The organism is Comamonas sp. GW821-FHT11H03, from assembly GCF_058807955.1.
Map to the genome: position 1 here is coordinate 139191 of NZ_JBXARF010000006.1, position 26384 is coordinate 165574.

19 protein-coding genes, 1 tRNA gene, 1 pseudogene and 2 riboswitches are annotated in these 26384 nt (G+C 60.9%); of the genes and pseudogenes, 14 read left to right on the forward strand and 7 right to left on the reverse strand.

The features are described 5' to 3' along the window. Positions 1-9: 9 nt before the first annotated feature. The 4 genes and pseudogenes from AC1RTQ_RS14945 to AC1RTQ_RS14960 all read right to left on the reverse strand — a co-directional run. The gene (locus AC1RTQ_RS14945; RefSeq protein WP_492876869.1) at positions 10-1179 is read right to left on the reverse strand and encodes an efflux RND transporter periplasmic adaptor subunit; all 1170 of its coding nucleotides are present in this window, start codon (positions 1177-1179) and stop codon (positions 10-12) included. Positions 1180-1351: 172 nt separating this feature from the next. Next, positions 1352-2830, reverse strand: coding sequence for a sensor histidine kinase (locus AC1RTQ_RS14950; RefSeq protein ID WP_492876871.1), 1479 nt, complete (start codon positions 2828-2830; stop codon positions 1352-1354). Further along, positions 2827-3492, reverse strand: a complete 666-nt coding sequence (locus AC1RTQ_RS14955; protein WP_492876873.1) for a response regulator transcription factor — start codon at positions 3490-3492, stop codon at positions 2827-2829. Before AC1RTQ_RS14955 ends, AC1RTQ_RS14950 begins: the two co-directional genes overlap by 4 nt. Before the next feature lie 226 nt (positions 3493-3718). Next, positions 3719-4306: pseudogene (locus tag AC1RTQ_RS14960) on the reverse strand (transposase); the annotation flags it as partial. A 970-nt stretch (positions 4307-5276) separates the two neighbouring features. On the opposite strand from AC1RTQ_RS14960, the gene AC1RTQ_RS14965 reads away from it, so the two are divergent. From AC1RTQ_RS14965 to mnmC, 6 genes are all read left to right on the forward strand, one after another. After that, the gene (locus tag AC1RTQ_RS14965; protein ID WP_492876875.1) at positions 5277-6344 is read left to right on the forward strand and encodes an efflux RND transporter periplasmic adaptor subunit; all 1068 of its coding nucleotides are present in this window, start codon (positions 5277-5279) and stop codon (positions 6342-6344) included. Further along, the gene (locus AC1RTQ_RS14970; protein WP_492876877.1) at positions 6344-9442 is read left to right on the forward strand and encodes an efflux RND transporter permease subunit; all 3099 of its coding nucleotides are present in this window, start codon (positions 6344-6346) and stop codon (positions 9440-9442) included. The genes AC1RTQ_RS14965 and AC1RTQ_RS14970 overlap by 1 nt, the downstream gene beginning before the upstream one ends. 65 nt (positions 9443-9507) lie before the next feature. Continuing rightward, entirely contained in the window at positions 9508-10752 is a 1245-nt protein-coding gene (locus AC1RTQ_RS14975; protein ID WP_492876879.1) for a TolC family protein, read from the forward strand. Between the two features lie 118 nt (positions 10753-10870). Beyond that, positions 10871-11395, forward strand: coding sequence for a cytochrome b (locus AC1RTQ_RS14980; protein WP_302089952.1), 525 nt, complete (start codon positions 10871-10873; stop codon positions 11393-11395). A gap of 251 nt (positions 11396-11646) precedes the next feature. Further along, positions 11647-11739: riboswitch (glycine riboswitch) on the forward strand. A gap of 13 nt (positions 11740-11752) precedes the next feature. Then, positions 11753-11872: riboswitch (glycine riboswitch) on the forward strand. 52 nt (positions 11873-11924) lie between these two features. Next, positions 11925-12590, forward strand: coding sequence for a trimeric intracellular cation channel family protein (locus tag AC1RTQ_RS14985; protein ID WP_302089951.1), 666 nt, complete (start codon positions 11925-11927; stop codon positions 12588-12590). Positions 12591-12731: 141 nt separating this feature from the next. After that, positions 12732-14699 (forward strand): bifunctional tRNA (5-methylaminomethyl-2-thiouridine)(34)-methyltransferase MnmC2/FAD-dependent 5-carboxymethylaminomethyl-2-thiouridine(34) oxidoreductase MnmC1, encoded by a 1968-nt coding sequence (gene mnmC, locus AC1RTQ_RS14990; protein WP_492876882.1) that lies wholly within the window; start codon positions 12732-12734, stop codon positions 14697-14699. A gap of 77 nt (positions 14700-14776) precedes the next feature. Here the strand turns inward: mnmC and AC1RTQ_RS14995 are convergent, their stop codons facing one another. Next, on the reverse strand, positions 14777-16096 hold the full coding sequence (locus AC1RTQ_RS14995) for a hemolysin family protein (protein WP_492876884.1): 1320 nt from the start codon (positions 16094-16096) through the stop codon (positions 14777-14779). A 283-nt stretch (positions 16097-16379) separates the two neighbouring features. Between AC1RTQ_RS14995 and AC1RTQ_RS15000 the strand changes: the two genes are divergently transcribed. The 7 genes from AC1RTQ_RS15000 to AC1RTQ_RS15030 all read left to right on the forward strand — a co-directional run bounded on the left by AC1RTQ_RS15000 (position 16380) and on the right by AC1RTQ_RS15030 (position 23427). Next, the gene (locus AC1RTQ_RS15000) at positions 16380-18164 is read left to right on the forward strand and encodes a nitrite/sulfite reductase (protein WP_304349510.1); all 1785 of its coding nucleotides are present in this window, start codon (positions 16380-16382) and stop codon (positions 18162-18164) included. 24 nt (positions 18165-18188) lie between these two features. Beyond that, entirely contained in the window at positions 18189-18575 is a 387-nt protein-coding gene (locus AC1RTQ_RS15005; RefSeq protein WP_492876886.1) for a DUF934 domain-containing protein, read from the forward strand. After that, positions 18572-19219: a phosphoadenosine phosphosulfate reductase domain-containing protein gene (locus tag AC1RTQ_RS15010; RefSeq protein ID WP_302089947.1), complete on the forward strand. Its 648-nt coding sequence runs from the start codon at positions 18572-18574 to the stop codon at positions 19217-19219. Before AC1RTQ_RS15005 ends, AC1RTQ_RS15010 begins: the two co-directional genes overlap by 4 nt. Before the next feature lie 189 nt (positions 19220-19408). After that, complete coding sequence (gene cysD, locus AC1RTQ_RS15015) at positions 19409-20341, forward strand: sulfate adenylyltransferase subunit CysD (RefSeq protein WP_492876888.1); 933 nt, start codon at positions 19409-19411, stop codon at positions 20339-20341. Between the two features lie 133 nt (positions 20342-20474). Continuing rightward, positions 20475-21848, forward strand: a complete 1374-nt coding sequence (locus AC1RTQ_RS15020) for a sulfate adenylyltransferase subunit 1 (protein ID WP_492876890.1) — start codon at positions 20475-20477, stop codon at positions 21846-21848. 145 nt (positions 21849-21993) lie between these two features. After that, positions 21994-22323, forward strand: a complete 330-nt coding sequence (gene fdxA / locus AC1RTQ_RS15025) for a ferredoxin FdxA (RefSeq protein WP_003053491.1) — start codon at positions 21994-21996, stop codon at positions 22321-22323. 36 nt (positions 22324-22359) lie between these two features. Beyond that, positions 22360-23427, forward strand: a complete 1068-nt coding sequence (locus AC1RTQ_RS15030) for an NAD(P)/FAD-dependent oxidoreductase (protein ID WP_492876893.1) — start codon at positions 22360-22362, stop codon at positions 23425-23427. A 136-nt stretch (positions 23428-23563) separates the two neighbouring features. On the opposite strand, the gene AC1RTQ_RS15035 is transcribed toward AC1RTQ_RS15030, so the two are convergent. Further along, positions 23564-25054 (reverse strand): nucleobase:cation symporter-2 family protein, encoded by a 1491-nt coding sequence (locus AC1RTQ_RS15035; protein ID WP_302089943.1) that lies wholly within the window; start codon positions 25052-25054, stop codon positions 23564-23566. Between the two features lie 532 nt (positions 25055-25586). Beyond that, a complete protein-coding gene (gene def, locus AC1RTQ_RS15040; protein ID WP_003080185.1) occupies positions 25587-26126 on the reverse strand; it encodes a peptide deformylase in 540 nt (179 codons plus the stop codon). Positions 26127-26307: 181 nt separating this feature from the next. Here def and AC1RTQ_RS15045 point away from each other — a divergent pair. Next, positions 26308-26383, forward strand: a tRNA-Asn gene (locus AC1RTQ_RS15045). The last annotated feature ends 1 nt before the right edge of the window (position 26384 follow it).

Sequence of the window (26384 nt, forward strand, 5' to 3'; positions counted from 1 at the left end):
ACGTCAGACTTACTGGGCGTCGGTTTCGTACAGGCTGCTCAGGAACAGCGCGTTTTTTCGAGCGATATGCTGGTTGCTATCGAGGCCTTGCTCAATCTGGACCCAGCCATCTGAAGTCTTGCCACGCACTACGGCGGCCCTGGTAAACAGCGGACCTTTGGCATCCTTGCCGATGGCCAGCCAGACCACGTCATGACCGCTGCTTTCTCGCACCACTGCCTGGGCGGGTACGGCCAGACTGTCTTCGGCGGCAGCGACGGTGATATTGAAGTCCGCTGTCATCTGCGGGCGAAGCACATGTTCGGGGTCGGCGACTTCGGCTCGCACCACAAAGCGGCGGCTGTCGGCGTCCACACTGTCGCCTACATAGGAGACCTTGGCGTCAAAGCTCTTGCCCGGCCAAGCGGAGACATGGACCTGCACGGGCTGGCCCAAGCGGTACTGACTGAAATCGGATTCGGGCACATTGGCCACCATCCACAGCGAGCGCATGTCTGAAACCACGATGGGCGCCGGGTCGCTGCCCGGTTGCACCAACTGGCCTGGCTGTGCGCTGCGCTGCGTCACACGGCCGGCGATTGGGCTTTTGACGGCGAATTCCAGGCCTATCTTGCGATCACGCTCCATACGGCTGATGTCCGCGTCGCTCAGGTCAAACAGGCGCAGATTCTGATGGGCTGCGTCATATGCCGCCTTGGCGCTTTGCTGATCGGCCTGGGCTTGCAGAAACTCCTTCTGGGGAATACTGTTGTCCCCGGCCAGCGTCTGTGCTCGCTTGAGGGTTTCGTTGGCATTGCGCAGCGTGGCGCCGGCGCTGATGAGCGCGGATGAGGCCTGCGCCATGTCTGGCACCGCCACGGTGTAGAGCACCTGACCTGCCTTGACATCGTCGCCAGCCTTGACCAAGACCTGCGAGACCCGCCCCTGATAAGGCGAGAGCACCTTGGCGGTACAATCCTGATTGAAGTCAATGACACCGATGGAATGGCGCACATTGCTGAACTCGTGCGTTTCTGGCTTTCCGATGTCAAAGCTGGCAACCTGATCAGGCTGGACCCGCACGATGCCTTTATCTACTTTGCCCGCAATGGCGTCTGCAGGTGCTTCCTCTGCCTGTGCGTTGTGGGAGCCTGCATAAATGATGCCGCCGACGGCTGCCAGGCAGAGCAGAGCTGCCATTGCGATAAGGGTCGTACGCTTTGGGGAAGAAGAGCGAGGTGTGCTTGGGGCGGTCATGAGGGGCCATCCTTTGAATCGAGCTGCTTGGTTGCTATGACTGCGTTTCATAGGCGCAGTCAGCAACAGTGCAGCCGAAGTTAAGCCCCACAAGCTTTACATCAGCTTGAAGTCCTCAGTCGCCCTCTGGCTTGCGCTCCTCTAATGCGAGTAAGTGCCGTACCTCGCAGGGCAGCGTAATTTCAAAGCAGGCACCGAGCCCAGGTTTGTCGATAACGACAAAGCGCCCGCCAAGACGCTCTACGATGCGCTGGGCAATGGACAGGCCAAGGCCCGAGCCTTCGGGCAAGCCATGATTGCCGCGCCAGAAAGGCAATAGCAGGTGCTCGCGTGCATATTCATCCAGCGGCGGGCCATCGTCTTGCACCTGGACTATCAGCGTGCTGTCGTGATGGTTCAACCGTAGTTTGATCTGTGGCCCGCCATAGCGAATGGCGTTGTCCAACAGATTGGAAATCACTTCGCCCAGCAGCACCGGTGAACCATGGAGCATGAACTCCTGCATGGGGTCAACATGGTTTTCCAGCTGCAAGCTCTTGCCTGCAGCTAGGGCAAGGCCGCGCCAGCGAGCGGCAGGCTCCAGTACAGCCTCCACTGCATCGAAATGCTCGGGCTCGGCCGCAGAGTCTTCAGCTACACGGGCAAACGCCAGCAATTGCTTGACCATGCGCGCGCCGCGTGTAGCCACTTCATCGAGTTGAGCCAGAACCTCGGCATCCATGGGTTGTGTGGGGTCGGCTTTCTGAATGCGTCGCATGTCACCGACCAGCAGCCGAATTCCGGCCATGGGGGTTTGCAGTTGGTGTGCCGCATCGGCAATGAAGCGGCGCTGCTCGCTGACCGACGCCTGCAGTCGTTGCAGCAGCGAATTGGTGTGCGCGACCAGCTCTCGCAGCTCCTGCGGGACTTGCTCCACGGGAAGGGGGGAAAGGTTGTCGTCGCCGTGAGCTACGACCAGGGCACTGAGCTGGCGCGTGGGGGAGAGTGCTCTGCGAATGCTGTAGTAGAACAGCGGAATGATGATGAAGCCGACGATCAGCGCGGGCAGGAAGATTGCGGTGGCGATCTCGTCCTTGACCTGTCTGCGCTTTTCCTTGGACTCCGCCACCACTACCCATACAGCCTCATCGCTGGGGGACGGCTGCAAACGCTGTGCCACCACGCGCAGAGTGGCATGGCTGCTGCTGCCCGTGTGGTCGAAGAAGATGGCCTGCTGGTCGGTTCGGGCCTCGACCTCGGGAATTTCCAGATGCATATCGCCCATGAGCGTGCGTCCGTTGGCCGTGTGCACTGAGTAGTGGCTCAGAGATAGTGAGTCGAACACCAGCGAATCCGCGGTTTCCTTGCTTGCGACAAAGCTGGCCACACCGTCATTCCAGCGTAGTTGGGCAGACAGGGCCTTCGCATCATCGGCCAGTAAGCGGTCGAACGAGGTATTGGTGCTTCGCCCTGCCAGCAGATAGGCCGCACTGGTAGCTAACAAGGCACAGGCCACCCATAGCGAGACCACGGGCAGCATCAACTGCTTGAGCAAGCTGGGATTGATCCAGCCTAGAGGGTTGAGGTTGGCGCGGCTTGGAGGCGTCGTGCTCACAGTAGCTCCAGCGCGTAGCCTACGCCACGCAGGGTGACGATGTTGACTCCAGCAGGTGCCAGCTTGCGGCGCAGCTTGAGGATGTAGATCTCTACCGAGTTGGCGCTGAAGTTGCTCTCCCAGCTCGACATGGCCGAAATGATGCGCGCTTTGGGCACGGCACTGCCATGCGAGGACATCAAAAGCTCTAGCAGCGCGGCCTCTCGCGGACTCAGAGCCAAGCGTTCCCCATCACTGTGCAGTTCCTTGGTGTCGGTATTGAAGCGCAAGCGCCCCAGGCTCAGCAGATTGCTGGTATTGCCGCTGCGTCTGCGGGTGATGGCGCGCAGGCGCGCCACCAGTTCTTCGGGCTCGAAGGGTTTGGCCAAATAGTCGTCCGCGCCGTTGTTCAGACCTTGAACCCGGCTAGTCAGCCCGTCGTTGGCGGTGAGAATGAGCACGGCTAGATCCTTGCCCTGGTTGCGCCAGCGCGAGAGCACTTCCAGACCGCTGCGCCGTGGCAGACCCAGATCCAGCACAGCCGCGTCGTAGTCCTGCGTTGCCGATGCGGAAAGGGCATATTCTCCATCCGTGACGATGTCCACCTGCCAGCCCTCGGCCTGAAGCATGCGGCTGATGCCCAGACGCAGGGCGGGATCGTCTTCTACAACAAGTACACGCATGGTTTTCTTAAAAACGAAGTGAAGGTGTTCGACGCCATTTTTGCGCCAAATGTGGCGCAATTGTGTGCCGGCATGGGCTTTGTCTAGCCGCTACGTCTAAGGCAGCTTGAGGATTGTTTGCTTCTTGCGAGCACATTTGCGCCCTATTCGCATAGCGTTCCCAAACTCCACTCGTGGCCGCAACTTGACCGGCGCGCATGCCATGTAGCGTGCCGGCACGCCTGAAAGTACGTCTGAAGTGTTGCAACAGTTCCTTCTTGAAGACGCCACGCGCTTGAATGAACAGACTGCGGTAGATGGTTTCGTGGGACACGTGGTGGCTCTCGTCGCAAGGATAAGTCTGCTTGGGCCAGCCAGCAATCTGCTGCGGCGACCACAGCACCCGTAACTTGTGGGCCACGGTTTGGACCCATGCGCGACTCGCAACGAGTTTGCAGCACTTGGGGCGCCTCGCTCGGTCCCAGGTAGCTGCATCTGCCTGGTTCGCACGATAGCTGAGGTGCCCACCATTGCGCTTGATCTCCCGGCTGATTGTCGATGGTGCTCGTCCCAGTCGTGCAGCGATGGCCCGAATCGATGCCCCCGCCACGATGGCTCGCGAGATCTCTTCTCGTTCGGCCAGCGTCAATGCGGTTGTGGCCCGTACCAGTTGGGCGTGACGGATTCCACCTGTCTCGGCCAGGATTCGATGGATCGAAGAGTGGGCGCGATCAAAGAGCTTGCCGATCTCATGCAACGTCCAGCCTTGCTTTCAGCGCTCCCGCATCAGCGCCTTCCGGCTGTCCGAATAGTAGATTCGGGGTCGCCGCGTCATTTGCAGCACTCCTGCCGCCTATCCGGTAGTTAATGTGTTGCAACGACCGGTTGAATCCATCCTGCAAAGCCGACCTAGGTGCCAGTAGTCGGCCTCAGACTGAGATCCATCATCAGGTTCTGGCCGCTTGATATTGATTTCCATCCAGAAGCGGCCCACTAGCCACCAGCGCTCTCAGTAGCGTTGGACTTTAGATGGTCTAGCTCTCGTCCTGGTGACGGGAATGTGCGCGGGTAGCAATGCACACAGATGACCACGCTTCGACAATCGGAGAAATTTAGTAGCTGCCTATGGCATAGCAAACATTTGAGCGGGGCCAGGTGGGAGGCAATCATTTCAAAACCGCAGGACGCCTTTTCCTTTGATTTATTGAATATGGAGCCTCTTCAATAGAATTATTCTGTTGCACTGCAAATCAAATCGCAGCTGTACAATTAATGACATGTCGCGTGCAATTCAGAGACTTTCTCTGCGGAGCGCATTGCTGCTGCTGATCATGGCGGCGCAACTGCTGATACCGCTTCTGCACGGCCACTTCGGGACTCCGAATCAATCTGGCCTGCATGTGCACACGACACCTTCCAGAATTGCTGATTCTCATTTCCATCTGTTCACTGGGCACGACTCTCTCAGTGACCACGATGTCCATCAAGCTCAATCCGAGCCTTTTGAAGTTGACGTGCAAAATGCACTGCAACCACTAGATCTGCTCCCTGTCCCACTGTTGGCCGTTATTGGCCTAACTCTGCTGACTTGGGGTCTGCGTGCCTCGCTCATGCGTTGCACTGCCGCAAGGCCCACATCCCCCCCCGAGCCGGCGCACAGACTTTCACGCTGGCAAGGTCGCGTCATACGACCATCTCCGGCCCAAGCTCCGCCTCAATTTTCCTGACCTCCCAGGCCCCTCGCAGGCTTGCCAGCATCCATGCAAGCGCATGGATGCATGTCTTTTCTTTTTCCGGAGTCAGGAATGTTCTTCCACCAATGGCTGTTGGCCGGCGCACTTGCGCTGCCAGTCGCAGGCATGGCCGCCGAGGCCGTGTCTCTATCCCCTGAGCAGGCGCGTACCTTGGGCGTGCGCTTCCAATCCATCCAGAGTTCTGACGAGCTCAATATTTCAGCTCATGCACGTGTGGTTCTGAGACCCGATGCTCAGGTTGTTGTGGCTGCGCCTTATGCGGGGGCGCTGCCACGTGTGCTGGTAGCTGTAGGCCAGTCCGTGCGAGCGGGTCAGCCCGTGGTGACTTTCACCAGCCCTCAGCTTTATGAAGCGCGTCGCGCAGTGGCGGAAGCCGAGTCACAGTCACGGCTGGCACAGCAATCCCTGACGCGAGACCGATTGCTCCATGAAGACGGCATCATCGCTGCCAGTCGATGGCAGTCAACACAGGCACGCGCCACCGAGGCTGCGGCCATGGCACAAGCCCGACGCGCCGAGCTGGCTTCCAGTGGTGTCAAGCTGGCTGGGAATGAGGCGCAGTTGCTGACAACACGAGCAGGCATTGTGACTGAAGTCATGGTCCAACCAGGCGCACGTGTCGATGCATCGGCACCCTTGGTGAGAGTGGCTGATCCCAAGGCGTTGGAACTTGATTTGCTACTGGGTCGAGAGGTTCCACTGCCCGCTGTAGGTGACAGTGTGCAGGTCATCACTCGCGGCGCCGCAGGCCGTGTCGAGGGTATTGCACCAGTTGGCGACGGTAGCGCAGGGATGCGTGTGCGTGTTGCACTAATCAAGAACGGGGATCTGCGCTTGGGAGAAAGTGTTACAGCCATCTTGACGTTGAAAGATTCAGACACCGAGAAGGCGCAGTCGAAAGCAGGAAACCGTCTGCGCATCCCCGCCTCAGCACTGGTGTACTGGCAAGGCCAGACCGGTGTGTTCATTCGCGCGGCCAAGGGCGTGCGCTTCGCCCCCTTGTCGGTGGAAACCAGAGACGAAGCTACAGCCGTGGTGCGCGGAGTGCTCCCAGCAAATGCGGAGGTTGCGATTGCAGGTATCGCTGCGCTCAAGAACCTGCTGTCCGGAGGTCAGTGATGCTGGCTAGGCTGATCGATTTTTCGCTGCGTCAGCGCGCTCTAGTGCTACTCGCAGCCCTGGCACTGGCACTGGCGGGCGCCTGGGCCTATGTGCATCTGCCCATAGATGCGTTCCCCGACATCTCACCAACCCAGGTCAAAGTGATCCTGAAGGTGCCGGGCATGACGCCTGAAGAGGTGGAGCAGCGCGTCTCCACGCCCGTCGAGCAGGAGCTACTGGGTCTGCCGCACAAGACCATCGTGCGCTCGGTTTCCAAGTACGGCATCAGCGACGTGACTGTGGATTTTGCCGAGGGTACGGACGTCTACTGGGCTCGCCAGCAGGTCTCCGAAAGGCTGGCCGGCATACAGCGCGACCTGCCTGCTACCGCAGAAGGAGGGCTGGCCCCCATCACCACGCCGTTGGGCGAGATGTTCATGTTTACGGTTGATGGCGACACCTACTCTCTGGCCGAACGCCGACGTGTGCTGGACTGGGTGATACGGCCGGCCTTGCGCACTGTCGCCGGCGTTGCCGACGTGAGTGCCTTGGGCGGCGTGGTACGGGGCTACGAGGTGATTCCCGACCCTGCGAGGCTGCGTGCGCGTGGCGTGACCTTGGACCAGTTGCGTCAGGCACTCGAAGCCAACAATCGCAACGATGGAGCAGGCCGACTGGACCGAGGTGAGGAGCATTGGGTGGTGCGCGTGGAAGGTGGCGTGCGCGGGCTCGACGATTTGCGGGCCGTCGTGATCGTTCCGGCCAGAAACGGACAGGTTGCAGCCACGGTAGGTGATGTGGCGACGGTACGCCTGGGCGAGGCCACTCGCAATGGCGCTGTGAGTCGCGACGGACATGGGGAAGCCGTCCAAGGACTGGTTCTGGGACTGCGCGGCGTGGATGCTCGCAGTCTGGTCGATGCAGTGCAGGCCAGACTGGACGAACTGGAACCGCGCCTGCCCAAAGGGATGAGCATCCAGGTGTTCTATAACCGAGGCGAACTAGTTTCGCGTGCTGCCGGCACTGTGGTGCGCGCATTGGTCGAAGCCAGCGTGCTCGTAGTCGTCATCCTTTATCTGTTCCTTGGCGGCGTGCGCGCTGCATTGGTAGTGGCGGCCACACTCCCTCTGTCCATGCTGGTCACATTCCTACTCATGCGCTACGTGGGCCTGACGGCCAATCTGATGAGCCTGGGGGGTCTGGCCATCGCTTTGGGCATGTTGGTGGATGCCTCGGTGGTGGTGGTGGAGAACATCGAGACAGCACTGGCTCACAGTCAAGAAGATGCGTCTTCGGCAGGGTCCGTGGACCGTTTCGGCCTGATCCGGGATGCCGTATCGGCAGTGTCTGCCCCCATGCTGGCAGGCGTTTCCATCATCGCCATTGTGTTCCTGCCGCTGCTGACGCTGCAAGGCCTGGAAGGCAAGCTGTTCGCTCCAGTCGCCCTGACCATCGTTCTGGCCCTTGGCGCGTCTGTACTCATCGCATTTACTGTTGTTCCAGCACTGGCTTCACTACTGTTGCGCTCGCATGCCAGTGATGCGCCCTGGCTGATGCGAAAACTGGCGGGCAGCTTTGCCTGGATGCAGGCCTGGAGTCTCGCGCACCGACGCGCAGTATTCGGCATCGCCGTGGCAACACTCGCTGGTGCGGCGGCCCTGTATCTGTCCGTCGGCAAGACCTTTATGCCGACCATGGACGAAGGCGATCTTATCGTTCAGTTGCAGAAGGCTCCGTCGATATCGTTACCCGCTTCTTTGGATATGGACCAGCGCGTGCAGCAAGCGCTGCTTAAAGAAGTTCCAGAAATCCGCTCCATCGTAGCCCGCACGGGCTCAGACGACCTAGGGCTGGATCCAATGGGCCTCAACGAGACCGACACCTTTCTTGTGCTCAAGCCACGTGCTCAATGGCGTGGCAGCAAGGAAGATATTGCAGATGCCATCCGCCGCGTGATGGAAGGCTTTCCGGGCCTGATCTACGGCTTTACGCAACCCATCGAGATGCGCGTGTCCGAGATGCTGACGGGCTCGCGAGGCGACGTGGCCATCAAAATCTTCGGCTCCGACTTAGCCAAGATCGATGCTGCAGCCCAGGCGATTGCTGCACGCATGCGCACCGTCTCCGGTGCCGCCGAAGTCATTGCACCCAGCAACAGCGGAGTGCAATACCTGCAAGTCGTTCTCAATCGTGCTGCACTTGGTCAATCCGGCTTTTCTGGTGATGCCTTGCAGGCCCAGTTACGCGCATTGATTGAGGGCGATCGTATAGGCATCGTGCCCGAAGGCATGGTACGTACGCCGCTACTGCTTCGTGGTGGAACGGCGCTGCGGCACTCACCCGAAGGCCTGGCAAGCCTTCTTGTGACCGCCCCCGACGGGACCACCTGGCCACTCACTTCGCTAGCGACACTTTCCCCTCAGGACGGACCGGTACGTATCGACCATGAGGACGGAGCACGCTTCGCCGTGGTTCAGGTCAATGTCGAAGGACGCGATCTCGCAAGCTTCGTCAACGAGGCCCAGGCATCTGTGACTGCCGACCCCGCCCTCAAGGATCTGCGCATTGTCTGGGGGGGCCAGTTCGAAAACCAGCAGCGCGCGGCCGCCCGCCTTGCGTTGGTCGTGCCTGTGGCGCTCTCGGCGATCTTCGTGTTGCTGGTTCTCACCTTCCGCTCAATGCGACAGGCCTTGCTGGTCATTGCCAACATTCCGTTCGCACTAGTGGGAGGCATGGCCGCATTGCGCATCAGTGGCGAATACCTGTCGGTGCCCGCCTCTGTGGGCTTTATTGCACTGCTGGGCATTGCCGTGCTCAACGGCGTGGTGCTGGTTTCGCACTTCAACGCACTGCTGGCGTCAGGGATGGAGCTGACCCAGGCTGTACGCCAAGGCGTGCGCGACCGCCTCAGGCCTGTGCTTATGACGGCCTGCATCACGGCCCTGGGCATGGTGCCGCTGCTGCTGGCTACTGGCCCTGGCTCGGAAATTCAGCGTCCGTTGGCCGTCGTCGTGGCAGGGGGATTGATTAGTTCCACGGCTCTGACCTCGCTGTTGTTGCCACTGCTGTTTGAGCGCTTTGGCGTAGCACGCAGTGCTAAGGGAGTACAAAAATGAAAGCTGCAAACGCTTTTTGCAATAGCGCCCTGGGTAACTCCAAATCGTATTTTCTGAGTTTGCCGATGAAAAATCGTCTGCTTCATGCCTGCGTCGCAGTGCTACTTTTTACGAGTGCAGCCCAGGCTCAGAGCTACCTGCCTTCGGAGGCGGCAGTGCGCATGGCAGTAGAACAGTCGCCTACCGTGCAAGCGGCCGACGCAGCACGAAGGGGCGCTCAGGCTCGAGCCGACGGTCTGCGCGTTGGCACTCATGAAACGGTAGTCAGAGCTAGTGGTCAGCGCCGTTGGACCCATGATGGCTCCGGTCAGCGCTTTACTGAAGGCCAGATCGCGATAGAGCGACCACTGCGACTTTGGGGAAAGGCCGCAGTTGATGCAGAGCTAGCCGAGGCAACTAGAGCCACAGGCCGTTTGGCAGCGCAAGACGCCCGGCACGAAACGGCACGTCAGTTGCTGGCTTTATGGTTCGCGGCTCTACGCGCTGGTCAGGCCCGCCAGGCGGCGCAGGGCAATGCCGATGCCGCTGCGGAATTGGCCCACATCACCGAGCGTCGCCTGCGTGTTGGCGACGCGGCCAGACTTGAAGCCGAGTTGGCCGCCGCCGAGCAGGCCCGCATGCAAGCAGCACTGGCAGGGGCGGAGGCTGCACAGACCTCGGCAAGGGCCGATCTCTGTGCGCGGTTTCCCGATCTGTGTCCCATGGCCGGCACTTCCACTGATGCGGCCACCTTGCCCACACCCCCGAGCGGATCAGAGACTCAGCTGCGTTTGCGCTACATAGAGCACAGCCATGAGTATCTACTGGCACAGTCCGAGGAGGCCTTGGCGCTGCACCAGGCCCACCGCACGGATCTCGAGCGCCGCCCCGATCCCACAGTCGGAGTGTTTGCGACTAGCGAGCGTGGTGGCTCCGAACGTATTGCAGGCATCAGCATCAGTTTGCCAATAGGTTCGGTACATCGACAATCGCAGGCAGCGGCTGCGCTGGCTGATGCCGACGCGGCACTGTCACGCCGTTTGGCGGTGGAGAGGCGACTGCGCGCCGAGTTCGATGTGCTCTGGAGTCAGTTGAAAGGAAAGCGTGCGGCAGCCACGGCACAGGCTCAAACAGTGACGCTTCAGCGCAGTGCGACCGACAGAGCAATGCGAGCCTATCGTGCCGGTGAATCTGGATTAGCCGATCTGCTGGCGGCACGCCGGGTGCTCGCTGAGGCAGTGCTGGCTGAGCGCATGTCACACATCGACACGCTGGAAAGCGACAGTCGTCTGCGGCTGGACTTGCATGAGATGTGGGATTTTGATGATTAATGCAGCCTGGATCTACCCTCGACGTTTTCTGCCCTGCAATCTGAATCAAACCAATTCGACGCAACGTGATGAATGACGGATATCACCACGTTCTTCGCCGAAAGATAAGGAATCAACAATGACCCGTTCAGACTCATATCCTCGCTCGCTGGTGCTGTTGCACTGGCTGGTTTTCGTCGCAGCAGCGCTCGCAGTCGCTGCCATCGAGCTCAAGGGCTTTTTCCCAAAGGGGTCAGCTGATCGTGCGCAGATGACTCTATGGCATGAGAGCTTTGGCCTCGCCGTATTGCTGCTCATGACAATCCGCCTTGTGGTGCGCGCCAGCGTCCAAGTGCCGCCGCTGCCCCCAGGTCCTCGTTGGATGGAGATTTCTGCTCACGCTATGCACTGGTTGCTGTACCTGTTGATGCTGGGTATGCCGGTGCTGGGCGTATTGGCCTTGGCTTGGTCTGGTAAGCCCATTGCTTTTTTCGGGGCCTCTTGGACATTGCCGTTGACTGTCGATGTGCCACTGGGCCGCAGCATCAAGGAGATTCACGAGGCAGGAGCGAACTTGGTATTCGCTGCCGTGGGTCTTCATGCAGCCGCCGCTCTATGGCACCAGTTCATAGTTAAGGATGACCTTCTGCTGCGTATGCGTTGAGCTTTGACTACGTCAATATTCGATGGGGGCCAACGCCTCGCATAGTAGTGACAGGCAGGCTCCTATCGCCATTGCGGCCAAGCCCAGGCTGATACTTGTCCCATACTTAGAGCCGCTTGTATGTATACAGGTGTCGGGGTAAGGGAGCAGAGCCGCTAGGGGCGGCCTTTGGCGCCCTGAGTCGGCAGCCGCAGAACCACACCCACACAGGTATTAACCCGAATAAAGTCGCTAAAACTGGCTAAAATCGCGCCCATCCCGCGGGAGAGCGGAGCCTTTCAAGGGTTCCCGCCGAAGGCGCAAACTCCCATAATCGCTCAGGCAACAAGTACCGCAGGTGGGTCTGACAGGACCCGGATATCGCCAACTGGAGAGCAGCCCGCAACCACAAGTCTGCAGGGCTCACCGAAGGGGCAAGCATGCGCACCACGAAGGTGTTCGTGCGCAACTCTCAGGTAAAAGGACAGCGGGAGAGGCAAGCCGGACACTCCCGCCGATGTGAGTGGCTGGTCTATTTTCAAGTGCCTTCATGCTTCCTTCCGTCTCTTTGCTGGACTCGTTCCAGGCCTCCAACTTCACCGTCATGCTGGTCATCTATCTGGTGGCCATTACCGCCGAAGCCATGTCCGGCGCACTCGCCGCAGGCCGGCGCAATATGGATATCTTTGGCGTCGTCGTCATCGCTTTCGTCACCGCCCTGGGCGGCGGCACCATCCGCGACATGGTGCTGGGCCACTACCCCATCGGCTGGACCCAGCACCCTGAATATGTGTATCTGGTCATCAGCTTCGGTCTGCTGACCACCGTGATTGCACGCCATATGCACCGACTCAAGCAGGTGTTTTTGCTGCTGGATGCCATGGGGCTGATCGCCTTTTCGCTGATCGGCTGCAATACCGCGCTGGAGCTGGGCTACCCCACCATCGTCATCATCATGGCCGGCATGATTACCGGCATCAGCGGCGGCATCTTGCGTGATGTGCTCTGCAACCAGGTTCCCGTGGTGTTCCGCCGCGAGCTGTATGCCAGCGTGTCGCTGTGCGTATGCCTGATGTTCCTGGGCCTGCGCTACCTGGATGTCAGCCCCAATATCAGCACCATCGTGTGTTTTGCCGGCGGTCTGGCCTTCCGTCTGGCCGCCATTCGTTTTAAATGGCGCCTGCCGGTTTTTTCGTACCAGCAGCGCTGGGAGTGATCGAGACGCCCCTGTGGCGCTGCGCGCCTTCCCCCTCTCTTGCTACGCAGGAGGGGGACGCAGCCATCGCTGCGGGGCGGCCCTTGCTTGGCTGCTCTGAACTAGACTGCGCCATGCATTACCCATGTAGTTTCACTTTCCATGTCTGAACCGATCACATGGATGCCGGATGGCACCCCCTATAGCTCCAGATTCGGCGATCGCTATCACAGCGAGTTCGGCGGCCTCGACCAGGCTCGCCAGGTTTTTCTCGGTGGCTGCGATCTTCCAGCTGCCTGGGCCGATGCAGCGCAGTGGCGCATTCTGGAAACCGGCTTTGGCTTCGGCCTGAATTTCCTGGTCACCTGGGCGGCATGGAAAGCCGACCACAAACGTCCGCGCATTCTGCATTTTGTCTCGGTGGAGGCCTACCCTGTCTCGCGCGAGGATCTGCTCGCGTTTTTGCCAGCCGATGAGGAGCTGCGACCGCTTGGCGAACAACTGGCCGAGCAATGGTGGGGACTGCTGCCCGGCGTGCATCGCCTGTCGTTTGACGACGGCCAGGTGCTGCTGACGCTCCATATAGGCGATGCCAGGACCATGCTGCGCAAGCAGCAGATGACGGCGGACAGCGTGTATCTGGATGGCTTCTCTCCCCAGCTCAACCCCGAGATGTGGGATGAAGATGCCATGAAGAACATTGCCCGCCATTGCCGCCGCGGCACGCAGCTTGCCACCTGGTGCGTGGCCGGCCATGTGCGCCAGGCGCTCAAGGCGCAGGGTTTCGAAGTCAAGAAGCACGCTGGCGTGCCGCCCAAGCGCCATAACCTGCATGCAGCCTACAACCCGTCATGGGAGCCGCGCCATCGCCCGGACGGCCTGCCTGCGCCCGTGGGCCATGCCGGCCGCTGCCTGGTGCTGGGTGCGGGCCTGGCTGGTGCCGCCACTGCCGCCAGTCTGGCCAGACGCGGCTGGGAAGTGACGGTGCTGGATGCGGCAGCCGAGCCCGCGGCAGGAGCATCAGGCCTGCCAGCCGGCTTGTTTTGCCCGCATATTTCGCCTGATGACAGTGTTCTATCGCGCTTGTCCAGAAGCGGCGTACGCACAACGCTACAGAATCTGCAGCAACTGAGCCAAGCACAAAAGTTGCATCCGGCCCAGGATTGGGCCCATGGCGGCGTGCTGGAGCATGACCTGAACGAGCCCTCCCATCTGCCCAGGTCATGGCTGCAACCCGGCAGCGAGACCCACCCCTGGGGCCAGCACTGGAGTGCGCCTGCGCTGCCGACTCAGCTGGCAGCGGCAAAGCTGCCTGCTGACAGCCACGCCGTCTGGCATGAGCAGGCTGGCTGGGTACGCCCTGCACAACTGGTGCGCGCGCTGCTGCAAGCCCCCGGGATTCATTGGCAGGGCCATGCCCGAGCTTCGCGTCTGGTGCGCGATGAAGTCGGCAATATCTGGCAAGTGCTGGATGCGCAGGGCCAGACCCTGGCCGAAGCCCCCATGCTGGTGCTGGCCCTTGGCCCGGACACCAAGCCCTTGTTGCAAGCCAGCGGCCTGGCCGCAGGGCAATGGGAGCTGCAATCCATACGCGGCCAGGTCAGCATGGCCGAGCACGATGCCGGGACGCTGGCGGCCATGCCGCCCTTCCCCGTCAACGGTCATGGCAATCTGGTGCCGGACTTCCCCTCGGCCGATCAGGCCGGCACGCACCTGTGGATCATGGGATCGACCTTCGAGCGCGATGTGACCGAGCTGCCGCCCACCGCCGCCGACCAGCAGTCCGCCCATGCCAGCAATGGCGAAAAGCTGGCCGCTTTGCTGCCCGGGTGCAGGCAGGCGCTGCGCTCCTTCTTCGATGCTGACCAGCGCCCCGCCACCTGGGCGCGGCTGCGTTGCGCGGCCTATGACCGTCTGCCGCTGGCAGGCCCCGCCGGGCAGTCGGCAGCCGATCTACCGGGCCTGTGGGTGCTGACGGGGCTGGGCTCACGCGGGCTGACGCTGTCCATGCTGTGCGGCGAGCTGCTGGCGGCACGCCTGCATGGCGAGCCACTGCCGCTGGATGCCAGGCTGGCTCAGGCCCTGGGTACGCAGCGCCTGTGGAGCCGCTGCCTGCAGCAACCCAGGTAAGCCACCCGCAAAAAAAAGCACGCAGCGCTTACGGAGAAGTGCTGCGTGCCGTTTCGGGCCTGATTCTGAAGCCGGGTTTATTCGCTGCTTAACGATGCCACTGTGACCAGGGGCTCCAGCTTGCTCGCCAGCACCTTGTCCAGCGTCTTGCCGTCCATGTCCACGACTTCAAAGCGCCAGTCCTCCCACTCCACCACGTCGGCCTCGGTGGGCACGCGACCCAGCAGCAGCATGATCATGCCGCTCAGGGTGTGATAGCGGCCGCGCTCTTCCTCGGGCACGGTATGCAGGCTCAGGCGGTCCTTGAGTTCGGGCACGGGAATATGGCCGTCCAGCAGCCAGCTGCCGTCTTCGCGCTGCACGGCCCAGCTGGTTTCTGGATCACGCGGCTGGAATTCACCAGTAATTGCCTCGATCAGATCCTGCAGAGTGACAATGCCCTGCACCTCGCCGTACTCGTCGATCACAAAGGCCATATGCAGATCGGAGGTGCGGAAGTTGTCCAGCAACTCCATGCCGGTAATGGTCTCGGGCACATAGAGGGCAGCCTGCAGAGGCTGGTCCTTGAGCGCCTGCTGGCTCTTGTTGAGCAAGGCCTGCGTCAGCCACTGGCGGGCATTGAGCACGCCCACGATATTGTTCATATCGCCGCGCACGACGGGGAAGCGCGCATGGTCGGCCTGTTCGACACGGGCCAGAGTCTCCTCCAGGCTCTCGTCGATATCGAGACAGATGACATCGCTGCGCGGCACCATCAGCGAGCCAATCTGGCGATCGTCCAGACGGAACACATTACGCACCATGGTGTGCTCTTGCGACTCGATCACGCCGGCCGTGTGGCCTTCCACCAAAATGGCCTGGATTTCCTCTTCGGTCACCACACTGCCATTGCTCTCCTTGACGCCCAGGACCTTGAGCAGGCCGCGCGTCGATGCCGACAACAACCAGACAAAGGGTTTGGTAGCCAGGGCCAGGAAGTTGATGGGACGCGAGATCAGGCGCGCCAGGGCCTCGGGATGGGTCTGGCCCAGGCGCTTGGGAACCAGCTCGCCCACGACGATGGAGAAGTAGGTGATCAGCACCACCACCAGGCCGGTGGAGACATAGCCTGCGGTCTTGGCCTGCATGCCGGATTCGGTCATCCAGATGGCCAGAGGGCCAGCCAGGGCGGCTTCGCCGACGATGCCGTTGAGCACGCCGATGGAGGTGATACCGATCTGGATGGTGGAGAGGAAGCGCGTCGGATCCTCTCCCAGTTTGATAGCAGCTGCAGCGCCGCTGTCGCCCTCATCCACCAGTTTCTGCATGCGGCTTTTGCGGGCGGTGACCAGCGCAATTTCCGACATGGCGAAGACGCCGTTCAGACAGATGAGAGCGAAAAGTATGGCTATTTCCATAGTCAGGCACCCGCTTTCAATCCAGGCGCCTCAATCATTGAACAAGCCTTGATTCTAGAGAATGCCCGGCGCAGGGCCACTCACAAAATGCAAGCGCGCAGAAAGGAAATTGGTTAAAGCGCTCCGTACGAGCGTTCGGCGGCTCTTCACATATTCATTCAGATATATATGAAGCACTAAATAATCGTTTGTTTTTATATAAAGCCTCTCTACAGTTCAGTCCAACGATCCAAGTGCAATGCCGCCCGCGGCAGGGCATACGCTCCACGGAAGAACTGAAGACATGTATCAATACACCGATTTCGACAAAGCGTTCGTCAAGCAACGCGCCGACCAGTTCCGTGACCAGCTCCAACGCTGGCAGGCAGGCAAGCTCACGGAAGACGACTTCCGCCCGCTGCGCCTGCAAAACGGCTGGTATGTGCAGCGCTATGCCCCCATGCTGCGCGTGGCCGTGCCCTACGGCGAAATCAACTCGGCCCAGATCCGTGTGCTGGCCAAGGTGGCCCGTGAGTACGACGAGCCCGAGGCCGAAGTCTTCAAACAGGCTCTGGAAGGCCAGGGCAAGCTGGGCACGACCTATCTGCCCAAGAACTGCGCCCACTTCACCACCCGCACCAATGTGCAGTTCAACTGGATTCCGCTGAGCAAGTCCGCCGACGTGATGGATCTGCTCGCATCCGTGAACCTGCACGGCATCCAGACCAGCGGCAACTGCATCCGCAACACCACCACCGATGCGCTGGCCGGTATCGCTCCCGACGAGATCATCGACCCCCGTCCCTACGCAGAAATTCTGCGTCAGTGGACCACGCTGCACCCCGAGTTCGCGTTTCTGCCACGCAAGTTCAAGATCGCCATCACCGGCGCCAGCGAAGACCGCGCCGCCACGGGCTGGCATGACGTGGGCCTGCACATGGTCAAGAACGAGGCCGGCGAGATCGGATTCAAGGTCTTTGTGGGCGGCGGCATGGGCCGCACGCCCGTGATCGGCACCGTGATCCGCGAGTTCCTGCCCTGGAACCAGATCATGAATTACATCGAGGCCATCGTCCGCGTCTACAACGAGCTGGGCCGCCGCGACAACAAGTACAAGGCCCGTATCAAGATTCTGGTCAAGGCTGAAGGCCAGGCCTATATCGACGCTGTGGAAGAGGAATTCCGCCAGATCGTCGAAGTGGACGGCGGCCCCCACACCGTGCCCCAGGCCGAGTTCGATCGCGTGTCTGCCATGTTCACCACGCCCACCCTGCCCGTGGTGGCCGATGCCGCAGGCGATGAGCAGGCCCTGATTGCCCAGACCGCCAAGGAACCCGCCTTTGCACGCTGGATTGCCCGCAACGTCCACGCCCACCGCGTGGCCGGTCTGCGCGCCGTGACCCTGTCCTTCAAGCGTGTGGGCCAGGCCCCCGGCGATGCACAAAGCGAACAGCTCGACGCACTGGCTCATCTGGTGGACAAGTTCTCTGCCGGCGAAGCCCGCGTGACGCACGACCAGAACGTGATGCTGCCCTGGGTGCAGGTCGGCCAGTTGCACGCGCTGTGGACCGAGGCCAAGGCCCTGGGACTGGCCAGCACCAATGTGGCGCTGCTCACCGACATGATCGCCTGCCCCGGCGGTGACTTCTGCGCGCTGGCCAACGCCCGCAGCCTGCCGATTGCCGACGCCATCACGGCTCGCTACCAGGATCTGGACGAGCTGGACGACATCGGCGAGATCGATCTGCATATCAGCGGTTGCATCAACAGCTGCGGCCACCACCACAGCGGCCATATCGGCATCCTGGGCGTGGATAAGGACGGCAAGGAGTGGTATCAGGTCACGCTGGGCGGCTCCGACGGCTCGACCCTGTCCGGCCAGGCCGTGGCCGGCAAGGTCATCGGCCCCTCGTTCAGCGCAGCCGAAGTGCCCGATGTGATCGAGGCCGTGCTCAGCACCTATCGCGACCTGCGCCAGCCCGGCGAGCACTTCATCGACGCCGTGCGCCGCATCGGCCTGGACCCCTTCAAGGAGGCCGCCAAGGCAGCCCGCCACCCTGTGGAAGCCGAAGAAGAAGCGCTGGCCTGAAGCCATAAGAACAAGGATAGAGTCATGAAAATTCTGGCAAGCAACGAATACCAGGCCCCCAGCGAGAGCACCGGCAATGTGCTGGTGCTGGCCAACGATGTGAACGCCCTCGAAGTCAATCTCGACGGCATCACGCAGGTGGATCTGCATTTCCCCAACTTCACCGACGGCCGCGCCTTCAGCCAGGCCTATCTGCTGCGCCGCCGTCTGAAGTTTGCGGGCGACATCCGTGCCACCGGCGATGTGCTGATCGACCAGCTGGTTCAGATGGAACGCACGGGCTTCAGCAGCGCCGTGCTGCGCGAAGGCGTGGACGCTGCCGATGCCAAGCGTCAGTTCGAGCGCTTTGGCGGTTTCTACCAGGCCGATGCCGTGCACACACAGCCCCATTTCGTAGAGGTGCAAGCATGAGCCAGCTCGCCCCCGTAAGCGCCCTCGACCTGGATCTGGCACAAATCAATGCCGAACTGGGCCGCGACGCCCAGGCGCTGGTGAACTGGGCCGTGGGCCTGGGTCAGCCCACCATAGTCACCACCAACTTCCGCCCCTTCGAGGCTGTGATCTTGCACATGGTGACGCGCGCCAACCCCGACGTGCCCGTGGTCTGGATGGACAACGGCTACAACACCGAAGCCACCTATCAGTTTGCCGATGCGGTGACCAGGCAACTTGGGCTCAATCTCAAGATCTACCTGCCGCTGCGCTCACGCGCCCACCGCGAGGCCGTGGAAGGCGCCACGCCGGCGCTGGACGATCCGCGCCATGCGGCCTTCACCGAAGAAGTGAAGCTGGAGCCTTTTGCCCGCGCCCTGCGCGAAACCGCTCCCAAGGTCTGGTTCACCGCTCTGCGCGCCACTGACACCGCCGTGCGAGCACAGATGGAGCCCGTGAGCATCAATCCCGACGGCCTGATCAAGGTTGCACCTCTGCTGCACTGGTCGTCCAAGGATCTGTACGAATACTGCGAAAAGCACGGCCTGCCCAACAATTTTGACTATGTGGACCCGACCAAGGGTGAAGACAACCGCGAGTGCGGCCTGCATTTATCGCACTAACCCCCTGAGCCGCTTTGCGGATTCCCCCTCTCTCGCTGCACGAATGGGGGGCGCTAGCATCGCTGCGGGGCTGCCCTTGCTCGCCGCCTCTTGTTCAGGTTGCGCCAGTGTCTAGGTATTGATTAATAAAAAAGATAGCTGCTAGCCCAATATCTATAAGCGCTACAGCATTATTTGATTGGATAAAAAATGAACGCTCGTGTGGATACTTCCGTGTTGAGCCATCTCAGCAACCGCCACCTGGATGCACTGGAAGAAGAAACCATTTTCATCCTGCGCGAAGTGGCCGCCACCTTTGAACGTCCCACGCTGCTGTTTTCGGGCGGCAAGGATTCGCTGGTCATGCTGCGCTGCGCCGAAAAGGCCTTCGGCGCGGGCCGCATTCCCTATCCCTTGCTGATGATCGACACCGGCCACAACTTCCCCGAAGTGACCGATTTCCGCGACCAGCGAGCCAAGGAACTGGGCGCCGAGCTGATCGTGCGCAGCGTGGAAGACTCCATGGCGCGCGGCACCGTGCGTCTGGCACACCCTGGCGAATCGCGCAATGTGCACCAGTCGGTGACGCTGCTGGAGGCGATTGACGAGTTCCGCTTCGATGCCCTGATCGGCGGCGCACGCCGCGACGAGGAAAAGGCCCGCGCCAAGGAGCGTATCTTCAGCCACCGCGACAGCTTCGGCCAGTGGCAGCCCAAGGCGCAGCGCCCCGAACTGTGGACGCTGTTCAACACCCGCATTGCACAGGGCGAGCATTTCCGCGTCTTCCCCATCAGCAACTGGACCGAGCTGGATGTGTGGCAGTACATCGCCCGTGAAAACATCGCTCTGCCATCGATCTACTACACCCACAAGCGCGATGTGGTGGAGCGCAAGGGCCTGCTGGTGCCCGTGACCGAACTGACCCCGCCGCGTGATGGCGAGGAAGTCGTGCAGCGCGATGTGCGTTTCCGTACCGTGGGTGACATCACCTGCACCTGCCCCGTGGAAAGTACGGCAGCAACGGCCGAAGACATCGTGCTCGAAACCCTGAGCGCCGAGGTCAGCGAACGTGGCGCGACGCGCATGGACGACAAGACCAGCGAAGCGTCCATGGAAAAGCGCAAGAAAGACGGTTACTTCTAAGACATCCCCTGAGGCGCTACGCGCCTTCCCCTTCTCTGGAGCTTCGCTCCGGAAGGGGACGACACCCTCGGTGCGCGGCGGCGCTTCCTCGGTGTCTCTGAGTTGGGACATGCCTGTTTGAGGAAAGAATGCGATGACTGAAACTATTAATTCCGTAGCTGCTAGCGCAAACCAATCAAGCGCTTCAGGCCAATTTGATGCGCATAACAGCAGCGCGCTGCGCTTTATCACCTGCGGCTCGGTCGATGACGGCAAGAGCACGCTGATCGGTCGCCTGCTGGTGGACACACGCGCCGTGCTGCAGGATCAGCTGGCCGGCGTCACCAAGTCCGGCGAGACGGATCTGGCCCTGCTGACCGACGGCCTGGCCGCCGAGCGCGAGCAAGGCATCACGATCGATGTGGCCTACCGCTACTTCGCCACCGAGTCTCGCAAGTTCATCATCGGCGACGCGCCCGGTCACGAGCAGTACACACGCAATATGGTGACGGCCGCATCAAGCGCTGATGCCGCCGTGGTGCTGGTCGATGCCACCAAGCTGGACTGGAGGAATGCCGATCTGGAGCTGCTGCCCCAGACCCGCCGCCACAGCCTGCTGGCCCATCTGCTGCGCGTGAATTCGCTGGTGTTTGCCGTCAACAAGCTCGACGCAGTGCAAGACCCGGCCCTGGCCTTTGCCCATATCAGCGCGGCGCTGCAGAAGTTCACCGCTTCCGCAGACATCAATATCACGGCCACCGTGCCCGTGTCCGCGCTCAAGGGCTACAACGTGGTCAACAGCACTGACGGCTGGGCCGGCTACCACGGCCCCAGCCTGCTGCAACTGCTGGAGCAACTGCCCAACACACCGACCGACAGCGATCTGGCACTGGCCTTCCCCGTGCAGTGGGTGGAGAAGTTCTCTTCTTCGTCCGACACCAGCCAGGGCCGCCGCGTGTTCTGGGGCCGTGTCGCCACGGGCGTTGCCCGGGTCGGCACCCAGGTGCAGATTCTGCCCAGCGGTCAACTCGCGACCGTGGCCCAGGTCATAGACCATGCCCGCGCGTCCAAGGACGTGACTGCGGGCCTGTCCGCCGGCATCACGCTGGATCGCGAGGTCGATGTCTCGCGCGGCGACTGGATCATTGCTGCCCCCGTGCAAGCCGACGTTGCCGAGGATGACTTTGACGCCCCTGCTGCCGCAAGCCCCTGGCCCAGCAGCCGCGAGATCACCGTCACCGTGGCCTGGATGGACACCGAACCCCTGGTGCCCGGTCGCGTTTACTGGGCGCTGCATGGCCACCGCTGGGTCAAGGCCAAGGCGCGCCGCCTGGTGCACCGCCTCAATATCAATACACTGGACAAGGAAGACGCCCAACAGCTCGAGGCCAATGCCATCGGCCAGGTGGAGCTGGTACTGCAGGAAGCCATTCCAGCCGCCCCCTTCACCCAGGCCCGCCAGCTGGGCTCGCTGATTCTGGTGGACACTGCCAGCAATGCAACAGCCGGTGCCGCGCTGGTGAACTGAAGCCAATGAAGACAAGGCCGCAACCGCGATCTGGCCGCCAAACCAGATCTCCATACGGCCTTATCCAGCCGGGCACTGGCGCTGCGCGGGAAAAAACCTAAAATCACGGGGTTTTACCAATCCCCACCCAAGAAGAAGATTCTCAATGACTCACGTCGTTACCGAAAACTGCATCAAGTGCAAGTACACCGATTGCGTGGACGTTTGCCCCGTGGACTGCTTCCGTGAAGGCCCCAACTTTCTGGTGATCGATCCCGATGAATGTATTGACTGCGCCGTCTGCATTCCCGAGTGCCCGGCCAATGCCATCTTTGCCGAAGAAGATGTGCCTGCCGATCAACTGGCCTTCATCAAGCTGAACGTGGATCTGTCCCAGCTCAAGAGCTGGAAGAGCATCACCAAGCGCAAGGCTTCGCTGCCCGACGCCGACGAGTGGAATGGCAAGCCGAACAAAGTGGATTTGCTGGAGCGCTAAGCCAGTCAGGGCGCGGACTGCGCTACGCTTGCCCGCATGAGCCTGTCCAACGCAACGACCAACGCTTCCCTCTCACTACAACCCGCCGTGGAAACCGACGCCATCATCATTGGCGCAGGTCCGGCGGGTTTGTTTCAGGCCTTTCAGCTTGGCCTGCAGGGCATTCAAGCCCATTTGATCGATGCCCTGCCCCATGTGGGCGGCCAGTGCAGCCAGCTCTACGCGCACAAGCCCATCTACGATATTCCCGGCATACCCGTGTGCACCGGCCTGGAGCTGGTGCAACTGCTGGAAAAACAGATCGCGCCCATGCAGGTGAGCCGCCATCTGTCGCAGCAAGTACAGACCCTGCAGGCCCTTGAGGACGGGCGCTGGCAGCTCGGCACCACGGCAGGAGCGCTGTTCCACACCCGCACCGTCTTCATCGCCGCAGGCGTCGGCGCGTTCGTGCCCAAGGCCCTCAAGGCACCGGGTGTGGATGAACTCGGCACGGGCCAGTTGCACTATCACCCGCAGCAGCTGGATATGGCCGCAGGCCGTCAGGTGCTGGTCTATGGCGGCGATGAGGAGGCCGTAGCAGCTGCCGTTGCCTGCAGTTCAAGCGCGGCCAGAACCGTTCTCATGCATCGCCGTGACAGCTTCAATGCCGAGCCTGCACAACTGAGCGAGCTGCAGCAACTGCGCGAATCCGGCACCCTTGAAGTGCTGATCGGCCAGATCACCGAAGTGCGGCGCGGCGACGGCCGACTAGAGGCCGTGCAATGGATGGACGGCGAAGGCGACGAACATACGCAGCCTGTCGAACAGTTGCTGGTATACCAGGGCATTTCACCCAAGCTGGGCCCTTTGACGGACTGGGGCCTGGCACTGGCGCGCAAGCAACTGGCGGTGGATCCGGCAACGCTTGCCACCAGCGCCCCGGGGGTTTATGCCATTGGCGACATCGTCAGCTACAGCGGCAAGAAGCGGTTGATCCTCTGCGCCTTCCACGAAGCCACCATGGCCGCGTTTGCAGCCGCCGAATACCTGCAAGGCAGCAAGCCTTTGCTGGAATACACGACGACCAGTGCGCGCCTGCATGCCATCCTGGGCGTGTCTCACTGAAGGGCCGCCGGCGTCCTGCCTCGGACTCCTTGGAGTCCGCAGCTTCTGAGGCAGGCATAAAAAAACCGCTATCCCTCGGGATAGCGGTGTAAATCACGACGGGGTCAGACCCCACCGCGCGCACTTTGATCTCGGCTCAATGGCCATGTGCCGGCTTGACCGGAAGGATGGGCACTTCCTTGCCTTCCTTGTCGTAGACCTTGCCACCTTCGACGCGGTCGCCATCGGCCAGGGCTTCCAGCACATGCTGGCTCAGGGCGCGGCCATAACCGGCTTCAAAGACGGAAGGCTGATCGGAATTGCCTTGCTTGAAGTGGTTGTAGAGCAGGTTCAGGGTCACGGCAACCAGGGCGGTTGCGCTGATGCCCGAGTGAAAGATCGTGGCAAACCATGCAGGGAACTGGTCATAGAACTTGGGAGCCACCACCGGCAGCAGACCCGCGCTCACCGAGGTGGCAACAATGATCAGATTCATGTTGTTGTTGTATTCCACCTTGGCCAGGGTACGGATGCCGCTGGCAGCCACGGTACCGAACAGCACCAGGCCGGCACCGCCCAGCACCGAGGGAGGCACGCAGGCAACGATGCGGCCCATCACCGGCAGCACGCCAAACACGATCAGGATCAGGCCGGAGAAAGCCACCACGAAACGGCTCTTGATTCCGGTCACGGCCACCAGGCCCACGTTCTGTGCAAAAGCGCTTTGTGTGAAGCCGCCGAAGATGGGAGCCACGATGCTGGAGAGCATGTCGGCGCGCAGACCGTCACCGAGACGGCGACCGTCCACGGGGCTGTCCACGATTTCACCCACGGCCAGCACGTCGGCCGAGGTTTCCACCAGGATCACGAGAATCACGATGAACATGGAGATGGTGGCCGCCATGTCGAAAGTGGGCCAGCCGAAGTGCAAAGGTGTGGGCACCGCAAAAATGGGACCGTTGAACACCTGCGAGAAATCGGCCTTGCCGATGAAGACGGCCGTGATGGTGCCCACCACGATCGCCACCAGAATCGACAGGCGCGACAGCATGGCATTGCCCAGCTTGCTGAACAGCAGCACCATGAACAGCGACAGACCGGCCAGACCGATATTGCCCATGCTGCCGTAATCAGCAGACTTGGCATTGCCGCCCATGGCCCAATGCGCAGCCACAGGCATTAGCGACATGCCGATTACCGTGATCACGCAGCCATTGACCAAGGGCGGGAAAAATTTGGTGATGCGCGAAAAAACCGGCGCAATGATCAGACCCAGTACCGAGGCGTACATGACGGCCCCCAGCACGCCCTGCATGCCACCACCGGTGTGCAGGATGCTGACCATGGTGGCCACGCCTGCAAACGAAACGCCTTGAACCAGAGGCAGACGGCAGCCGAAGAAAGGAATGCCCAGCGTCTGCAGCAAGGTTGCCACACCCCCCATGAACAGGCAGGCGGTCACCAGCAGACCGGCATCAGCAGCGGACATACCAGCCGCTTCAGCCACGATCAGAGGCACCGCCACGATACCGCCGTACATGGTCAACACATGTTGCAAGCCATACATGAGGTTGGCGGTGACGCCAAGATTCTCATCTTCGGGGCGCTTGACGGCCGCATTCTTGGATGCTCCGGTCTGATCGTTCATCTTTGTCTCCTAAATTACCTACCCACCAAGGCTCTAGAGGCCTTTCGCTCTGTCCGGTCGACTTGCAGCAACTCTTTTCGGCAGCGATCTTTTCCGATCGCCCCAGCGAGGCCTTGTGCTGCAGCCAGTCGCTCTTCTGCGAGAGCGATCCGACCTATGGAAAAGAGCAAACCACTCTTTCATTCACCCAAGTCAGTCTTTCAATCTCCTTTGATTGCATGGCATCCGCAGGCCGGACTATTCCATTACGCAATCAAAGCCATACCCAGAAGGGCATGAGTCGAGACTGTACGTTGCCAGGACACCAAAATTGTCTACAGTTTTGTATACAAAGTGCTGACCAGAACCTTTCCAAAGCAAAAAGGCACACTCACTGACTGCGATCGGGCACTGGAAATTGACACAGATCAGGCCCATGGATGCTTCCATGCCCTCTATAAAGAACAAAAGGATGCAAGACACATTCCCCGTTGTGTCTTGCATCCGGTAGAGAAGAGAAAAGCGAAATCTGGAGCCGCTTCTCAGTGGCCGATCAGTCTTCCTCGGCCTGAGCGATGCCGGGAAACAGCACGTCGGTAAAGCCGAAACGACTGAAATCGCGCACCCTCATCGGATAGAGCTTGCCCCAGAGGTGGTCGCACTCATGCTGGACCACGCGCGCGTGAAAGCCCTCGACCGTGCGGTCGATCGGGTCGCCGTAGATATCGAAGCCTGTGTAGCGCACCTTGTTCCAGCGTGGCACCATGGCTCGCAGACCGGGTACAGACAGGCAACCCTCCCAATCCAGCTGCTCCTCTTCACCGATGGGTGTGATGACTGGATTGATCAGCACGGTACGGGGCACTATGGGGGCATCCGGATAGCGAGGGTTGGGCTCACCCGAGCCAAACACCACCATCTGCAAATCCTCGCCGATCTGCGGCGCTGCCAGACCGGCGCCGTTGGCAGCATGCATGGTGTCCAGCAAATCCTTGAGAAGCAGATGCAATGCATCCGTATCAAATTCAGTCACCGGCTTGGCAAGCTTGAGCAGACGGGGATCACCCATCTTCAAAATGGTACGTACAGTCATATATCAATACGGCGTGCAGCAACCACCGGGCCACCACACTGTTCAATCATCAAAAGCATAGCGTCGCCACCAATCCACGTGAACGGTGCGGCCTGTTCTGGGTATCAGGCACAGAGAATTTGATGAAATTGTGATGAACTTCCTGCGAGCCCTTTTTTACACCCTATAATCTAGGTCTTCTTCCTCAATAGCTCAGTCGGTAGAGCGCCGGACTGTTAATCCGTAGGTCCCTGGTTCGAGCCCAGGTTGAGGAGCCAA

Coding starts and splice junctions, on each gene's coding strand:
- AC1RTQ_RS14945 (WP_492876869.1), bottom strand. CDS start 1,179: ATGGCAGCTCTGCTCTGCCTGGCAGCCGTCGGCGGCATCATTTATGCA.
- AC1RTQ_RS14955 (WP_492876873.1), bottom strand. CDS start 3,492: ATGCGTGTACTTGTTGTAGAAGACGATCCCGCCCTGCGTCTGGGCATC.
- AC1RTQ_RS14965 (WP_492876875.1), top strand. CDS start 5,277: ATGTTCTTCCACCAATGGCTGTTGGCCGGCGCACTTGCGCTGCCAGTC.
- AC1RTQ_RS14970 (WP_492876877.1), top strand. CDS start 6,344: ATGCTGGCTAGGCTGATCGATTTTTCGCTGCGTCAGCGCGCTCTAGTG.
- AC1RTQ_RS14975 (WP_492876879.1), top strand. CDS start 9,508: ATGAAAAATCGTCTGCTTCATGCCTGCGTCGCAGTGCTACTTTTTACG.
- AC1RTQ_RS14980 (WP_302089952.1), top strand. CDS start 10,871: ATGACCCGTTCAGACTCATATCCTCGCTCGCTGGTGCTGTTGCACTGG.
- AC1RTQ_RS14985 (WP_302089951.1), top strand. CDS start 11,925: ATGCTTCCTTCCGTCTCTTTGCTGGACTCGTTCCAGGCCTCCAACTTC.
- mnmC (WP_492876882.1), top strand. CDS start 12,732: ATGTCTGAACCGATCACATGGATGCCGGATGGCACCCCCTATAGCTCC.
- AC1RTQ_RS14995 (WP_492876884.1), bottom strand. CDS start 16,096: ATGGAAATAGCCATACTTTTCGCTCTCATCTGTCTGAACGGCGTCTTC.
- AC1RTQ_RS15000 (WP_304349510.1), top strand. CDS start 16,380: ATGTATCAATACACCGATTTCGACAAAGCGTTCGTCAAGCAACGCGCC.
- AC1RTQ_RS15005 (WP_492876886.1), top strand. CDS start 18,189: ATGAAAATTCTGGCAAGCAACGAATACCAGGCCCCCAGCGAGAGCACC.
- AC1RTQ_RS15010 (WP_302089947.1), top strand. CDS start 18,572: ATGAGCCAGCTCGCCCCCGTAAGCGCCCTCGACCTGGATCTGGCACAA.
- cysD (WP_492876888.1), top strand. CDS start 19,409: ATGAACGCTCGTGTGGATACTTCCGTGTTGAGCCATCTCAGCAACCGC.
- AC1RTQ_RS15020 (WP_492876890.1), top strand. CDS start 20,475: ATGACTGAAACTATTAATTCCGTAGCTGCTAGCGCAAACCAATCAAGC.
- fdxA (WP_003053491.1), top strand. CDS start 21,994: ATGACTCACGTCGTTACCGAAAACTGCATCAAGTGCAAGTACACCGAT.
- AC1RTQ_RS15030 (WP_492876893.1), top strand. CDS start 22,360: ATGAGCCTGTCCAACGCAACGACCAACGCTTCCCTCTCACTACAACCC.
- AC1RTQ_RS15035 (WP_302089943.1), bottom strand. CDS start 25,054: ATGAACGATCAGACCGGAGCATCCAAGAATGCGGCCGTCAAGCGCCCC.
- def (WP_003080185.1), bottom strand. CDS start 26,126: ATGACTGTACGTACCATTTTGAAGATGGGTGATCCCCGTCTGCTCAAG.